Origin of the sequence: Myxosarcina sp. GI1, assembly GCF_000756305.1 — a bacterium.
In the GTDB taxonomy this organism is placed as follows: domain Bacteria; phylum Cyanobacteriota; class Cyanobacteriia; order Cyanobacteriales; family Xenococcaceae; genus Myxosarcina.
In genome coordinates this window covers 71,035-86,769 of sequence record NZ_JRFE01000012.1, presented here as the reverse complement: position 1 = coordinate 86,769, position 15,735 = coordinate 71,035, and the positions used below count along the sequence as shown (strand labels likewise).

Here is a 15,735-nt window from a genome sequence, read left to right as displayed (position 1 = left end):
TGCTGCTAAAAATCAACACACAATTTTAGTGAAAATAGTAGCATATAAAAAACTTTGTTTAAAATTATTAATAAGCATTATTGTCAATGATTGAGTTCGAGCCAAGAGATATCGATCGCATTAAAAAAACTGAAGCATTAACATTAGTCGAAACTGCTTCTCACGATACGACAATAATTATAGATTTTGATGAAACCCTGTTTCTGCGTAACTCTACAGCCGAGTATCTTAATAGCCTCAGACCAAAAGCATTAGGACTGCTATTGTTGAAGCTTTTATATTTTATTCGACCTTGGAGTTGGTTGCCTGGCTCTTTTAAAGATTCTAAAATTCGAGATTGGTTTTTAGTTATTGTTTCAACTATTTTACTTCCCTGGACTTGGTTTTTGTGGCAAAACAAAGCCAGACAGTTAGCCAAAAAATATGAAAATAAAGAACTATTGAGGGCGATCGATAAAAATGCTGGTTCGCCAATTGTAGTTGCTACTTTAGGATTTAATTTTATCGTCAATCCCATTCTTAATGCTTTACCAATAACCTGCGATCGCATCGTTGGCTGTCGTTTTTGGCAAGGAATTCGAGATAGAAGTAATGGCAAATTATTAATGTTAAACAAGGTTTTATCGCCAGAAACAATTAAGTCTGCGATCGCTATTACCGACTCTATAGAAGATTTACCTTTATTGCAAGAAGTAGCAAAACCCTGTTTCGTAGTTTGGGATCTGGCAAAATATATTCCGCCACTTAACGATGTTTATTTACCGCTTTTTTATGTAGAAAAAGTCAAACGGGTTGGAGAAAAATATATTTACAAAGTTATTTTGTGGGATGATTTGCCCGTACTGATTTTAGCTTTTTCTTGGCAAGCTAGTAATTCTTTATTGCATAGCGCCAGTATTTTGCTGCTTCTAATTTCTTTTTGGTGTGTTTATGAAATAGGGTATTGCGAAAATGATTTAGTAGCCGAGCAATATGAAGAAAAACCCAAATTGTCGGCTACATATTATAGCTGTAAAAAGGCGATCGATAGTTGGAGTCCTTGGATTTGGTCTTTGATTTTTGGGGTTTTGGGAATTGCTTGTTTGACTAAAGCACAAGAAGTTAACTTACCGTTTAACTATGAATTCATCTCAAATCAATTCAAGGTATTCGATCGAGGTTTATTGCTTTTAGCCTGTTGGATTGTTTTTTTAATAGCAACTCGGTTATGTTTTTGGTTTTACAACTACCTTAATAAAAATACAAGAACTTGGCTGTATATAGTACTTCAGTCTTTTAGATATTATGGATTTTTAGCCGTAACCCCAACTAATCTTGTCGGTACCAGCTTATTGTCCAGTCAGATACTTTCTCGTACGATGCTGTATATTATCTATCGATACTTAGGCGGTAATGCCGAAAATTGGCCCCAACAGGTACCAGAAAAGCTATTGCGCCTGCTAGTATTTATATTTATTTTATCGGCGATCGCAGTTGGTGCTAGAGACTTGTCGCTATGGAAAAATTGGCAAACCTGGGCAATTATGGCTTGGTGTCTCATTCAAGGTCATAGGCAAATTTTTAGAGTTACCAGTCAGTTTAAACCGATTAAAAATTTTCCCGATACTAAGGGTAGGGTAGTTAACAACAGCTAATAGAGTTTTTTAATTACTGCTATAAAACCTCTCGCTTGAGATAGGGTTGCAACACTTCAGGAATTTTAACCGTACCGTCGGACTGCTGATAGTTTTCTAACACTGCCGCCATAGTTCTGCCAACTGCTAAACCAGAACCATTAAGAGTATGAACGTATTGCGTACCTTTTTTCCCAGCTTGTTTGCAGCGAATATCCGCCCGACGCGCCTGAAAATCTTTACAATTAGAACAGCTAGAGATTTCCCGATACATATTAGCTGAGGGTATCCAAACTTCTAGATCGTAACATTTAGCCGCACCAAAACCCAAATCTCCCGTACATAGTTCGATAATTCGATAGGGTAATTTTAAAGCTTGTAAAATAGCTTCGGCGTTTGCAACCAAAGTTTGATGTTCGGCTTCGGAAGTTTCAGGAGCGACAATTTTAACTAGTTCTACTTTATTAAACTGATGCAGCCTGATCAAGCCTCTAGTATCTTTGCCATAACTCCCCGCTTCGCGACGAAAACAAGGGGTGTAAGCGCAGTGATAAATCGGTAATGATGCAGCTTCGATAATTTCCTCACGATAGAGGTTGGTAAGGGGAACTTCAGCAGTAGGTGTCAGCCACAAATCGTCTTCACTACACTTAAAGCTATCTTCGGCAAACTTAGGAAGCTGACTGGTACCTAATAAAGAATCGCTATTAACCAGTACGGGAGGCATAACTTCTAAATAACCAGCCTCAATTTGCGTGTCGAGCATAAAGCTAATTAAAGCTCTTTCCAGTGCCGCACCAGCACCGATAAGATTGACAAAGCGACTCTGAGCAACTTTTACCGCTCGTTTAAATTCTAAAATGCCTAATTGCTCGCCAATTTCCCAATGAGGTAAAATATCGTTGCTTTCTGGTAGATATTCATCACCCCAGCGTTTTACTTCAACATTTTCTGTTTCGTTTTTACCTATAGGTGTAGACTCGTCGGGTAAATTAGGGAATTCTAATAGTAAAGCTTCAATTTTAGTTTTAAGCTCTCTTTCTTGTGGTTCTAATTCGGCAAGCTGCGATTTTATTTCATTACCTTCGTTTTTTAATTGAGCAATTTCTTCTCCCTTGGGATCGCTGCCGTTACGAATCTTTTGTCCGACTTCCTTCCCAATTTCATTACTGCGTGCGCTAAGTTGACTGCGACTGGTTTCTAATTCTCTAGAGGCGCGATCTAAGTTTAAAAGGGGATCTAAATCGTATGTTCCCACACTACGGCGATCGAGCAATTTTTGCACTCGTTCTGGATTTTGTCTGATTAATTTGAGGTCTAACACCGCTTTTGTTCGATACCTGTCGCTAGTCTTTCTTTAAAAGGATATCGCGTTTTGCAGCTATCGCGATCTGGTTTTTAGGCGTGATTGGAATTGATGCGATCGCTCTTTGCAATATGCGAAGTGTAATCGTGCCAACTTTCTCTAATTAAGTCTAATAATTTTGCCTATCGTATGCTCGAACACAATATTGCAGTCAGGTTATAAGATTAGATCGATCTACGTATAGTAGATTTGGCGATTAGCTTACGCTAGTACGCAAAGCGCGATCGCTAACTAATTTAGATCGGGATGTCATCTTTCAAACGAATTTGGATCGGAGCAATCTTTTTTGCAATTACTCTTATAGTCGCAATTTTTGGCTATATTTCATTTGGTTGGGCAGCGATCGACTCTGTTTATATGGTGGTTATCACTATTTTTGGTGTTGGCTATGGCGAAGTCGAACCCCTAGAAACATCGGGCGAAAAAATCTTCACTATGGCAGTGATTTTGGCAGGAACTTCATCAGCAGTATATACAGTAGGAGGTTTTTTACAAATGGTTACAGAGGGAGAAATTCACCGTGCTTTAGACGAACACCGCAGATCGCGAGGAATCGATCGCCTACAGAATCATGCAATTATTTGTGGATTTGGACGTATGGGGCAAATATTAGCCCAACAGTTACAGCAAGCCAGACAAGAATTTGTAATTATCGAACTTAATAGCGAGCGCGTGGCTTTAGCAGAGCAAATGGGCTATTTAACTCAAACTGGCAATGCTGCTGACGAAAATATTTTACAAAGCGTCGGGATCGAAAAAGCCAAAATGCTAGCAACGGTATTACCCGATGATGCGGTAAATGTTTTTATCACTCTTACCGCTCGCGGACTAAATCCTCAATTAATGATTTTGGCGCGGGGAGAGTTACCTACTACCGAAAAAAAATTAAAATTAGCAGGAGCAGATCGAGTAGTATTACCAGCAATTATTGGCGGGATGAGAATGGCGAACCTCATGACTCGCCCTGCTGTAACCAACTATCTCGAACATCGCGACGAACGAGATTATTTAGACGAGTTATTAGGTCAAATAGACATAAAAATCGATGAATTGGCGGTAGCTCAAAATTCTTACCTGGTAGGAAAAACTATAGAACGCTTGGAGGTACGCGGAAAAGGTGCTTTTATTATTATTGCTCTGCGCCGCCATGACGGTACAGTAATCAAAAATCCCGATCGCCATCTGGTTTTAGAAGCGGAAGACAGAGTTATTGTTATGGGACATCAAGCAGATATTCCTCATTTTGCTAGAGCCAATGAGTTGAGAGGTAAAATGCGCTACCGAGGTTCGAGCCTCCACTAGTTTTATAAATAGCCAAAATAAATAGCTAAAGGCAAAGCGATAAAACCGATCGCGATAAAAACGGCTAAAATTAGCGCGATCGCATAAACTAAAGAACTAAGACGAGAATCGAGCAATCCCAAAGACTGAAAACCACTCCAAACGCCGTGACGTAAGTGAAACCCCAAAAATATCATTACACCAGCGTAACCAAAGGCGTAAAGAGGATGTTGAAACTTTTCGATGACTAACTTAGCTAGATCTCGCATTTCTACGCCATTAATAGAAGTAGAGTAGTAAGTGCCAAATTTAAATGTCAGTAGATGAAACACTAAAAATACTAGTAGAACCAATCCCGTAACAATCATCGTACGCGAACTAATCGATTGTTTGCTTGGCGCACCTGCACTTTTAAGCTGACTATAATTAGTACCTCTGGCTTTGTAGCTGTTAAGTCTAATCTCAATTGCTGCCGCTACATGAAAAATAGCTAACCCTAATAAAACAAATTCAACGACATACAGTAATATTCCCAAGCGATCGATAAAATGCGCCAACTGATTATAGGCTTGGTAACTACTCAGCAATACTAAATTGCCCGTCATGTGAAACAAAACAAATAGACTTAATCCCAGTCCCGTAACACCAGTAATAATTTTTTTACCAATTGGAGAGGCATAAAAACTTAGAATTTTGGGGCGATTGTCAGTAACAGTCATCAATATACAGGCTAGTAATTTAGTTTTTCAACACGATTGTATCGATTACCGCCCGTCAAGCGCGACTTATAAAAAAAGTAAATCTTTGGCACGAATGAGTGGAGCGCAGTTACCTCAGAGGAATGCGCTCCGATTTGAGGCTTATATCATTAAGGCATTAAGTTTGAAGAAAATTCCTTTTGCCTTTTGCCTTTTGCCTTTTGCCTTTCGAGGCGGAAGCCTCGGTCAAACTAGTTCAGAAGCCAAGACATCAAGAATATTATTACCATTGAGATTGCCAACTGTCTCAATAAAGCCATTGCCCGCTTGTGAAGCAGAGAAGAAGTTAGATATAGTCAGATCTTCAGCAAGATCGAACACGTTATCTCGATCTATATCCAGTACTAGGTCGTTATTTTGGCGATCGACAGTAGCTAGCTCTACATTTAAACCATCACTAAAATATAGAGTATCGACACCTCCATTGTCCTGAATCCGACTGGCTGAAGCCGTCTGTGCATTAAGTACGTAGAGGTTGTCTTCTGTTCCTCCTTTAAGCAAACTATCTTCTTCAACTGAAAGAACTTTTACATCGTCATAGTAAAGCTCTCGTTTAGTTAGTTCGCTGTTTTGCCACTTTTTGTTATACAAACCAACCTTTAAATAAGGACCGAGTGCATCATTGTAGGCATTAGGACCAGTTTCTCTAATAACTAAATTGTCGTTTTGCCATACCTCAAATAAACCATCAGCTTCATACGACCATTTGACATGGAATGTCCAATCAGTCCAAACTCCAGTTTGATAGTCGCCTAGATTATGGCTTGCCGAACCTTCTGCTTCTAAGCGTCCTCGTTGACCTTTTTCTCTAATAATTTGTCTTGAATCCCATTTTTGACCGACTTTCCACTGTCCATCTTCAGTTAATAAAGACAGTACGGGTCCAGTTCCCGCCCAAGTTTCACCCAAACTAAAGTCGGGTAAAGCGTGCCATTGAGCAACAATTTCAGAAGCTGGATCTGCAACGTAGCTTTCAGGAAGGAAAATACTAAAGTGATAGGTAATTTCGGAATTGTAGGGAACGGGACTTAAATTGATTTCTTCCCGTTTATCACCATCTTCTAAAGTGAATTTTACAGAACTATCGCCAGGCTGACCGTTTGTGTCGGGATTAGCAAAGATTCCCGAAGTTGGATTGTCAAAGCTCGATAGTTTCCATCCATCCAAACCCGAATTAAAATTGCTTTGGAATATGGTCGAACCTGGATAGACAATTTTTACATTATCTGGTGTGTTTACTTCAGGTTTGAGATCTTCTAGACTATCGACGCTAGTTAGTTTGAGATAATCAACTCTGGCACCTTCACCGACATTTTCCGCACCCACAATCGAAATAGTTTGTCCTGGCTTGAGAGCTAACCCTTTAATAATTGGGTCGGCTACTAAAGTTTTGGTACTATCTTTAGTATCTCTTAGCTGGCGATCGAGTTTAATCGTAGCAACTGTCTTATCGTCTACTCGCACCTCTAGCAAAGACACGCCATCGGTTTCATCAAAGTAACCTAGTTCTAAGTCGTACCAGCCAGCAACACCAGAAAACTCCCAGCTTGCAGAACCAATTTCGTTTTCGTCGCCACCGAATAAACTAATCAGGCTGTTGCCCGAAGCATGATTCTTCCCAGACTCGACACGATAATTAGTCAGAGACATATCTTCAGCTTCAACTAACAAAAAATTAGACATAATTATAATTGTTTATTTAGTAAATTTTGAAGTAAAAAATAGGTTTAAAAGTATATTTTTTGAGACAAGCATCAACAATGCTATTGTTATAAAAAAGCAAGACTAATAAACAAAAAAAAGTAAGAGATAAAAAAAAATCTCTTACTCAATTAAGTTATGAAATAGCTTAAAATCTGGCTGTTTTTTTGAGAAAAAAATAATAATTAGTCAATCGCTTAAGTCGTAGCAATTATCTCAAAAGACAAACTTTACAGTTGATGCTTGTAGATTTAAGCTTATGCCACGATCGCAAAATCTAGATTGCTCATTGCCAAATTTGGATTTAAGGTAGCAAATAAAACTTGTGTTTTTTGTCCGATACCATCTGGATCGAAGTAAAGATTACCATTAGCACTGTTATAGATAAAGCGATCGCTAGCATCGAGCGCTGCCGTACCGATAGTAAATTGAGCTTGGGTTAGATTAGTATTTTCGACTAATCCACCCCCAAAACCTTTAGCGGAAATAACGATTTTGTCGCTACCGACGGTAAAATCCTGAATAAAATCATTCCCCTGTTGTTTGTTTTCAAAAACAAAGTAATCTTTTCCCGAACCGCCAATAAGAGTATCGTTACCCACACCACCAATAAGAGTATCGTTACCGTTATTCCCTGCTAAGTAATCGTTTCCTCCTTGCCCTAAAAATTTATTACCAAATTCGTTACCAAAAAAACTATCGGCAAAAGCCGTTCCTTCTACATTTTTAATGTTTACTAAGATATCTTTTTTACCAGTTTTATTATAAATTGCCTGGTGCCAGATACCCGCTATTTTTTCGTAGCCTTTAGCATTGGGATGTACCCCATTATCTAGACTTGGATCTGTTGAGGAAGTTAGATCATTGAGATTGAGACTGCCAAAATCAACAAAATCAATTTGTTTTCCCTGAGATTTTTTAGAATTAACCAGTTCTGGTATAGCCCGACTAATATCATTACCTTTATCAATCTGACTTTGAGGGCGTACGTCTGGATCTATAGGTGGCAGAGAAGAAACTAATAATTTAGTATTCGGAGAATGAGCGGTAATGCGATCGATTAGTTGGCTATATTCTTGAATAATTGTTTGGCTAGAAACTAGTCTTCTAAAAGTGTCGTTGGTGCCAATTGTCATTAGAACTACATCTGGTACAGAGCTAGATAACCACTGTTCGACGTTTCTATTAATGTCGGCAATTTTCCAGCCTGGATGACCTTCGTGATCGCGATCGCTCAAATCACTCTTAGTCGCTCCATCAGTTTGTGAACCGACAAAATCAAAACTAAAGCGATCGCTTGCTAATTTGTTCCCTAAAAAGGCACGATAGCCACCGCTTTCCCAATCGATATAACCACTGACACCATAAGTAATCGAGTCACCAAGAGGCATAACTTTTAGTGGCGTATTGTTAGTGGCGGTGTAAACAAAACCTGCATCTAATTTGGCAATAATGCCACCCTGAGCATCTTTATAGCTAGCCGTTTCCGAATCTATACTGGTATCGGGATTATTTCCACCGCCATCCGTAGTTGGTTCGGCGACGCTAGTAAGTTTGAGATAATCGACTCTGGCACCTTCACCGCGATGTTCGGCACCGACGATAGTAACAGTTTGCCCTGGCTGTAAGGCAATGCCTCTAGCAACGGTATCGGCAACAAAAGTTTTAGCACTATCTTTGTTATCTCCTAGTCTGCGATCGAGTCGAACAGTAGCAACTGTCTTATTGTCAACTCGCACTTCTAAGGAAGATACGCCATCGGTTTCATCAAAATAACCTAATTCCAAATCGTACCAGCCAGCAACACCAGAAAATTTCCAGGATGCAGAACCAATCTCGTTTTCATCACCGCCAAGTAAGCTCACATTGCCACCACCCGAAGCATGAGTTTTGCCAGTTTCAATACGATAATTAGTCAGAGTCATATTTTCGGCTTCGACGACGATCGCACTATTGCCTACACTAGTAGTAGGTTCGGGTTCGGTGGGAGTTGGTTCGGCGACGCTAGTAAGTTTGAAATAATCGACTCTAGCACCTTCACCGCGATGTTCGGCACCGACAATAGTAATAGTTTGCCCTGGCTGTAAGGCAATGCCTCTAGCAACTGTATCGGCAACAAAAGTTTTGGCACTGTCTTTGTTATCTCCTAGTCTGCGATCGAGTCGAACAGTAGCAACTGTCTTATTGTCAACTCGCACTTCTAAGGAAGATACGCCATCGGTTTCATCAAAATAACCTAATTCCAAATCGTACCAGCCAGCAACACCAGAAAATTCCCAGGAAGCAGAACCAATCTCGTTTTCATCACCGCCAAGCAAGCTTACGTTGCCACCACCAGAAGCATGTGCCTTGCCAGTTTCGATACGATAGTTTGTCAAAGCCATTTTTTCGGCTTCAACTAAAAGAACAGTAGATGACATAGTTAATAAAAGTAAATGGAATAATTTCTTGCGTGTAAAATTTGCTTTTAAGCCATAACTTCAAGTCATATGAGTTGTATAGAATTTATTAATTATATAGTATTTTTGATTTATTTAATAATACATAAATTTGGTGTCAAAGAGCGATTTCACCACCACAGGATTGAAATTGTCAATACTGTAACGATTGAAACCATAAAAAAATAAGTCACTAGCTAAATAAAGCTAGCGACTTAAAACCAAATCATGTAGCTTGGTTTGCCTACCTACAAGCTACCGAATTGCTATTGATAGCTATTTACTCAAACAGTTGCTGTTTTCTTTTCGGCAAAGTAAGCATTTTGTTCGGCTCTCAGGCGATCGCACAATCTACCTTCGGGTAGTTCCACATCATCGTAGGTAAGAACGCTATCTTTAGGTAAGTCGCGTTTGAGACGACAGCCTTCTGCCAATCCCATCGGCAAGAGATTTTCTTTTTGGACTACGTCAGCATTTTCACACTGTCCGTAGGTCATGTAGTAGCCAATACCGTCTAGAGTCGCACCAGCTTGCAGATTGGTTTTAGCAGTAGCCACTACCTCTACCTGGGGCGCGCCAAGGGGAGTCAACACGGGGTCTTGGAATAAGACGACACGGGCGACTGAGAGAGGTACCTCAAAGTGACAGAGGTGATAGGGAGTATAGAAGCTATATAACGGTCCTTCACCTAGCTTATAGAGATTGAGATAGTGTTGCTGTTTGGGATCGTCGTGGGTAGCAAAGACAAATACCCCAGGTCCTGGTTTGGTGCCGACTACATAATCGACAATACCGCCTAGTTCTTTGAGGCGATCGATATCGTACATCGAAGTCATTTCATCGACATGACCCTTATATTCGTAGCCAAGCATTCCCCGTTGGGCGACTTTCATACCAGTAGCATTTGCCACAATTGCCTGCTCGAAAGAAATTTTACTACCATCGGCAAAGCTCGTGACCATGTGAGGTTTTTGTCCCCACTGTTTGGCAAAAGCTTCTTGAGTGGTAGGGTTGCGATAGGGGTCTTGTAAACCTTTGATATTGCCACATAGCAAAGGAGTCAAACCAATGCTTTTAACAAAGCGATAGAGATTCATCTCTACTCCAGGCTGATCGCCATCACAGGCAGTCAGAATTACTCCAGCGCGATCGGCATAAACCTTAAGAATTGCACCTATAGTACCGTCTAATTCGGCATTCATTAAAATGATGTGCTTGCGGTGAGCGATCGCTTCTAAAACTAAACCTGCGGCATATTCAATAGTTCCCGTTACTTCAATTACGGCATCGATTCCTGCTGCCTGACACAACAGCATTGCATCTTCAGTAACGACATATTTGCCTCTGGCGATCGCTTCTTCCAAACCAGAAGTAGTTTTTACGGTTTGGACATCGGTAACACCAGCTTCGCTGTAGGCACGTTGGGCACCTGCCAGATTGCGGTTGGCGATCGCCACTAACTCCATGCCAGGTACGGAGTTAACAATTTGATTGGCAATGCCTCTGCCCATAAAACCAGCACCAATCATCGCTACTCTAACTGGGTTGTTGGCTTCGGCACGGGCTTGTAATGCTCTATCAATAATAATCATAGTTAATTTATGCTCCTACAGTAGTTTTTTCTAATAAAGGCCAATTCATATCTTTCTCGGAAATTTCGCTTACTGGCTCTGGCCATTCGATTTCAAAGGTAGGATCGTCATAGCGCAGTCCGCGTTCGACACCAGGAGTATAAAATTCTGTTACCTGATAGACTACCTCGCTATCGTCGGTAAGAGCCTGATAGCCGTGAGCAAACATATCTGGCACGTAAAGAGCGCGGCGATTTTCCGCAGTTAACTCCACCCCAATATGCTGAAGATAGGTAGGAGAATTGGGGCGCATATCGATAATGACATCGTAAATGGCACCGCGAATGCAGCGGACGAGTTTTGCTTCGGTAGCGGGATATGCTTGATAGTGCATACCGCGTAGAGTTCCACGCTTGTAGTTAAACGACATGTTACACTGCGCGACTACTGGTTTTAAACCGTGTTCCTGAAATTCTTCAGCACAGTAAGTACGGGCAAAAAAGCCACGATGATCGCTGAGACGTTCTATATCGATAATGAAGGCATCTTTGAGTTTGGTTTCGGTAAATTTCATAGTTTTATTACTGGAAAAAAATAAATAGAATTAGAAGAAAATGGCAGAAATACTTTATAGTCTCTAGAAGTTTTAGCGATTTCTATCCGCTCTATATTTGTACTTAACTGATATGAAAACCGCTGTGATATCTCTCTGCCTGGATAAAAATTGAACTTACGAATTGCCACTTTCAGACAAATTGGACGAGCTGGCAAACATACTTTGAGCTTTATCCATAGACTCTCTGAGCTTGGCTGCCAGAACCCTAACGTGTGGTTCACGATCGATGGTGTCGTGTCTACCGCCGATAAAGTGGTATTCAACTCCGCCATCAACCAGTTTGTTCCACTCGTCTTGCTGGTCAATTCTCAAAGTCTCACTGGCATAAATATCGATTTTGCCCGAAAAAGTACCTTGGGGTAAGTAGTCTGCTCTTGCCTGTAAATGACTGCGAAAAACTTTTTTAACGTTTTTGAGTGCAGGATCTGGAGCTTGCTGCTGCTTAGCTTTTTGCTTGCGAATTCTTTTAACTAACTTGGTATATTTGTAGCCCAAAATCGTCAGCAGTTGTCCGCTTCGACAGAAAAAGACAAAGCTTCGCCAGAGATCGGCTAGAGATTTGGATTTAATACTGCCATCGCGATTTCTCATCTCTAAATAAACATGGGGAGGCAATGCACCATCGATTAAAGCCAATAGGGCAACTTTTTGACCCTGCCGCGATAGCTGTAATGCCATTTCAAAAGCGACAATACCACCAAAACATCTTCCTCCTAGAAGATAGGGACCTTCTGGTTGAATGGCACGTATTTCTTTGATGTAATGAGCCGCCATGTCTTCAACGCTGTTATGGGGTTCGGTTTCACCCTCCAAACCCAATGCTTGTGGAACATAAAAGGGTTGGTCGTCACCCAAATGCAGCACGATGGGTGCAAAGCCCATACCGCTATTACCAGCAGGGGCAATACAGAAAAATGGTAGCCGCGAACTATCTGGCTTTTGGGGAGTTAGCCAGGAAGAAGAGATAGGATCGCTTCCCTGACGTAGAACCTCGGCTAATTGCTCGATAGTTGGTGCCTGGATAAGTGTAGTTAGAGGCAACTTTTTGCCAAAAGTCTGCTCTATTTCGGCTATCAAACGGAACGCTAATAAAGAACTACCGCCAACTTCAAAAAAGTTGTCCGTAACGCCGAGGCGATCGCTTCCGAGAATCTGTTCCCAAACTCGCATTAGCTGAAGTTCGAGAGGGTTGCGAGGTTTTACCTTTACTCCCTCAACTTCTGGCTTCAAGCGATAGTTGGCTCGCTTAGCTCTCAGTTCTTGAAGTTCGTCTTCGGTTAAAACCAGCAATGAAGCAAGAGATTGAGTGGGATCGGCAGCAATTTGCTCTAGTAAAAGCTGAAAATGCTCGTCCATTTTGGTAATTGTGGATTCGGCAAACAAATCGGTGTTGTATTTCCAAACTCCGATTAAAGTTCCTTCAGACTCAGACATCGACAGAGACAGATCGAAATCTGCCGTACCGCTATCTACCTGGCGCGATCGCACTTCTAAATTGGCTAATTTTGGGGTTTGCTGAACCGTGTTTTGCAGTACGAACATTACCTGAGACAGAGGTGACTGTCCCAAATCGAGGCTATTGATCAACTGTTGTACGGGCAGATCTTGGTGAGCGTAAGCACCAGACACGGTTTGTCTTACCTGCCCTAACAATTCGGAAAAGCCCATCTTATCTGAAAGATCGCTCCGCAAAATTAAAAGATTGACAAAGTAACCGATAAGATTTTTAAGTTCTTTACGGTTGCGGTTGGCGATGGGACTGCATACAAACAGGTTGTCCTGTTCGGTATAGCGGTATAAAAGTACCTTAAAGGCAGCCAATAGCAAGGCAAACAAAGTTGCACCTTCTTGACGACTCAAAGTTTTGAGTTTTTCGGTTAGAGTTGCAGGTAAAGTCTGTTGGTAACTAGCACTAGGTCGAGTCGATTTGGCAGTTTTGGGGCGGTCGATCGGTAACTCCAATTCTGGAAGATTGTTACCTAACTGTCCTCGCCAATAATCTAACAGATGGTCTAATATTTCCCCTTCCAACCACTGACGCTGCCAGACAGCAAAATCGGCATACTGTACGGGTAAAGCAGTTAGAGGAGAGGTTTGACCGTTACCAAAAGCTCGATATAGTTCGGCTAATTCGCGCCAAAAGACTCCTTCCGACCAGCCATCAAAGACAATGTGATGGACGGTGACTAGTAGTAAATATTCGCTGTTATCTAGCTCTACTAAAGTCGCTCGCAACAAGGCATCGCAACTGAGATCGAAAGGTGTTTGAGCTTCTTCGACACAAAGTTTTTGAATTTCGGCTTCGCGTTCGGAAGGAGGCAACTGGGGTAACTGCCGTACTGTTAAACTCCAATTCTGTGACTTATCGGGGTCGACCGACTGTACGGGATTATCCTCTACCGAAGTAAAGTTAGTCTGTAAAGCCTCATGACGGCAAATGATTTCTTTAAAACTCCGTTCGAGAGCCTTAATGTCGAGATCGCCTTTAATCTGTAAAGCAAAGGGAATATTATAAGCCGCATTGCTTCCCGTCAGGCGATCGAGAAACCACAGTCTTTCTTGAGTAAAAGAAAGCGGTAGTGCTTCGTCTCTGCTGACAGAAACTAAAGGCGGTGCTTGGTTTTGCAAGCTAACGATAGTTTTGATTGCTTCCCAAAGTTCCGCTGGACCTTTAGCCGTTGGCGAACTTTTGGAAATTGTTGTAGTAGGTTGGTTCATTTAATTCGTAATAATTGCTATTGGTGCGAGTGTGTCGCGCAGACATAGATATTGCAGATATATGAAGCGGAAAAGAGAAAGGAGCATCGCTTTGCTTGGGAACAGGGTGTAACGGCGCAGAGAAGATCGAGTCTAATTTTAACTCTCTCCCTTGCCCCCTGTCTTGGTCAGCATGCCCTTGCGTCTTACGCCGACGCGGGGTCTGACCGCTGCTCCCTGCTCCTCTGCTATAAATGCCTTTTCTATTTCTTTTTCATAATTAGTTCGGTAATATCGGCAACGGTACGAAAGTTATCAACATTAATTTCTTGAGTGTCGAACTTGATATCAAAGCTCTCTTGCAAACCAAAAACCAGATTCATAGCATTGATTGAATCTAGACCGAGACTGAAAATATCGCTTTCATCTCCAAGATCTTCACGTTCTAGATGGGGTAGTAATTCCAAAACAACATCTGTGGTTTTAGATTTTACTTCTTCAACTGTCATTGTTTGTAACATAATTAATCTATCCTTTTGTAGTTAGTAAATTACGGACGGGGATTCCCGACACTACCAGCCCGCAAGTATAAAAAGTAACTTGTCTATCGGCACCGAGTTTTTCATAAGCAGACATAATCATTACTTCTGTTTCTTGCCAACCGATACATTTATCGGTTACAGAAACGCCGTATTTTAATTCCTCTAAATTTTGAGGAATAGACTGATTGCCTTCAGATAAATTTGATTCGAGCATCATGCCCGCGATGGAGCGATTGCCATCGGCAATTTGTTTCAGAATGTTGTCTAATACTGCTGCCTGAAGCTGATGGTTTTTATGAGAGTTACCGTGACTGCAATCGATAACGATTTTTTGAGGTAGGTTTAAGCTCTCTAATTGCTTTTCTACCCTCGTCACTGACGCAGCATCGTGATTAGGTTGGCGATCGCCACCGCGCAGGATCAAATGTCCGTAGGCATTACCCCTGGTTTTAAAAGTGCTAATTTCACCTCGGCGATCGAGTCCCAGAAAATTGTGGGGTACTCTAGAAGATTGAATGGCATTTAACGCCACTTTTACATTGCCATCGGTACTGTTTTTAAAACCGACAGGCATCGACAGCCCACTTGCCATTTCTCGATGGGTTTGAGACTCGATGGTTCTCGCACCAATTGCCGCCCAGGATATTAACTCTGCTAAATACTGAGGCGTTATCGGGTCTAAAGCTTCGGTAGCTACGGGCAGACCAATTTCGGCAATCTTTAGCAATAAGCTACGAGCGGTAAACAAGCCTTTTTGAACATCAAAAGAACCGTCGAGATTGGGGTCGTTAATTAGTCCCTTCCAGCCGACTGTGGTTCGGGGTTTTTCAAAGTAAACCCGCATGACGATTAGCAATCGCTCTCGAACACACTCTGCCAAAGCTTTGAGCCTTATAGCATAGTCTTCGGCAGCTAGAGAATCGTGTATGGAACAAGGACCGACAATAATAAATTTTCTAGAATCTTTGCCGTCGAGTATATTTTGAATTTCCTGCCTACCTTGTAAGACCGTTTGAGCGGCAGTTTTAGTTAGAGGCAATTGCTCCTTTAACTGCATCGGACTCATTAAAGTTTGGGAAGATTCGATATTGATATCGAGTATTTCTTCATACATATTGTTTGGTTGGTTAACTTTATTTAGCCCAGGATTTG

11 protein-coding genes are annotated in these 15,735 nt (G+C 41.4%); 2 read left to right on the top strand and 9 right to left on the bottom strand.

What is annotated here, in order from left to right; genetic code table 11:
• The first annotated feature begins 86 nt into the window (after positions 1–86).
• Positions 87–1,634, top strand: a complete 1,548-nt coding sequence (locus KV40_RS06330; protein ID WP_052055416.1) for a haloacid dehalogenase-like hydrolase — start codon at positions 87–89, stop codon at positions 1,632–1,634.
• 19 nt (positions 1,635–1,653) lie between these two features.
• On the opposite strand, the gene serS is transcribed toward KV40_RS06330, so the two are convergent.
• Positions 1,654–2,937, bottom strand: coding sequence for a serine--tRNA ligase (gene serS, locus KV40_RS06325; protein ID WP_036479036.1), 1,284 nt, complete (start codon positions 2,935–2,937; stop codon positions 1,654–1,656).
• Positions 2,938–3,225: 288 nt separating this feature from the next.
• Here serS and KV40_RS06320 point away from each other — a divergent pair, with 288 nt between their 5' ends.
• Positions 3,226–4,281 (top strand): TrkA family potassium uptake protein, encoded by a 1,056-nt coding sequence (locus KV40_RS06320; RefSeq protein WP_036479034.1) that lies wholly within the window; start codon positions 3,226–3,228, stop codon positions 4,279–4,281.
• Positions 4,282–4,283: 2 nt separating this feature from the next.
• On the opposite strand, the gene KV40_RS06315 is transcribed toward KV40_RS06320, so the two are convergent.
• The 8 genes from KV40_RS06315 to KV40_RS06275 all read right to left on the bottom strand — a co-directional run bounded on the left by KV40_RS06315 (position 4,284) and on the right by KV40_RS06275 (position 15,697).
• Entirely contained in the window at positions 4,284–4,979 is a 696-nt protein-coding gene (locus KV40_RS06315; protein WP_036479032.1) for a succinate dehydrogenase cytochrome b subunit, read from the bottom strand.
• Between the two features lie 225 nt (positions 4,980–5,204).
• Positions 5,205–6,701, bottom strand: a complete 1,497-nt coding sequence (locus KV40_RS31920) for a heparin lyase I family protein (protein ID WP_052055415.1) — start codon at positions 6,699–6,701, stop codon at positions 5,205–5,207.
• 275 nt (positions 6,702–6,976) lie between these two features.
• Positions 6,977–9,139: a GDSL-type esterase/lipase family protein gene (locus tag KV40_RS37095; RefSeq protein WP_052055414.1), complete on the bottom strand. Its 2,163-nt coding sequence runs from the start codon at positions 9,137–9,139 to the stop codon at positions 6,977–6,979.
• A 302-nt stretch (positions 9,140–9,441) separates the two neighbouring features.
• The gene (locus KV40_RS06295; protein ID WP_036479031.1) at positions 9,442–10,749 is read right to left on the bottom strand and encodes an NAD(P)H-dependent oxidoreductase; all 1,308 of its coding nucleotides are present in this window, start codon (positions 10,747–10,749) and stop codon (positions 9,442–9,444) included.
• A gap of 7 nt (positions 10,750–10,756) precedes the next feature.
• Positions 10,757–11,302 (bottom strand): dTDP-4-dehydrorhamnose 3,5-epimerase, encoded by a 546-nt coding sequence (gene rfbC, locus KV40_RS06290; RefSeq protein ID WP_036479030.1) that lies wholly within the window; start codon positions 11,300–11,302, stop codon positions 10,757–10,759.
• A gap of 156 nt (positions 11,303–11,458) precedes the next feature.
• On the bottom strand, positions 11,459–14,062 hold the full coding sequence (locus KV40_RS31910; protein ID WP_052055413.1) for a condensation domain-containing protein: 2,604 nt from the start codon (positions 14,060–14,062) through the stop codon (positions 11,459–11,461).
• A 242-nt stretch (positions 14,063–14,304) separates the two neighbouring features.
• Complete coding sequence (locus KV40_RS06280; protein WP_253274180.1) at positions 14,305–14,562, bottom strand: acyl carrier protein; 258 nt, start codon at positions 14,560–14,562, stop codon at positions 14,305–14,307.
• A 7-nt stretch (positions 14,563–14,569) separates the two neighbouring features.
• Positions 14,570–15,697 (bottom strand): 3-deoxy-7-phosphoheptulonate synthase, encoded by a 1,128-nt coding sequence (locus KV40_RS06275; RefSeq protein ID WP_036479029.1) that lies wholly within the window; start codon positions 15,695–15,697, stop codon positions 14,570–14,572.
• Between the last annotated feature and the right edge of the window lie 38 nt (positions 15,698–15,735).

Excerpts from the sequence above, each read along its gene's own strand:
- KV40_RS06330 (WP_052055416.1), top strand. The coding sequence starts at position 87 with ATGATTGAGTTCGAGCCAAGAGATATCGATCGCATTAAAAAAACTGAA.
- KV40_RS06320 (WP_036479034.1), top strand. The coding sequence starts at position 3,226 with ATGTCATCTTTCAAACGAATTTGGATCGGAGCAATCTTTTTTGCAATT.
- KV40_RS06315 (WP_036479032.1), bottom strand. The coding sequence starts at position 4,979 with ATGACTGTTACTGACAATCGCCCCAAAATTCTAAGTTTTTATGCCTCT.
- KV40_RS31920 (WP_052055415.1), bottom strand. The coding sequence starts at position 6,701 with ATGTCTAATTTTTTGTTAGTTGAAGCTGAAGATATGTCTCTGACTAAT.
- KV40_RS37095 (WP_052055414.1), bottom strand. The coding sequence starts at position 9,139 with ATGTCATCTACTGTTCTTTTAGTTGAAGCCGAAAAAATGGCTTTGACA.
- KV40_RS06295 (WP_036479031.1), bottom strand. The coding sequence starts at position 10,749 with ATGATTATTATTGATAGAGCATTACAAGCCCGTGCCGAAGCCAACAAC.
- rfbC (WP_036479030.1), bottom strand. The coding sequence starts at position 11,302 with ATGAAATTTACCGAAACCAAACTCAAAGATGCCTTCATTATCGATATA.
- KV40_RS31910 (WP_052055413.1), bottom strand. The coding sequence starts at position 14,062 with ATGAACCAACCTACTACAACAATTTCCAAAAGTTCGCCAACGGCTAAA.
- KV40_RS06280 (WP_253274180.1), bottom strand. The coding sequence starts at position 14,562 with ATGTTACAAACAATGACAGTTGAAGAAGTAAAATCTAAAACCACAGAT.
- KV40_RS06275 (WP_036479029.1), bottom strand. The coding sequence starts at position 15,697 with ATGTATGAAGAAATACTCGATATCAATATCGAATCTTCCCAAACTTTA.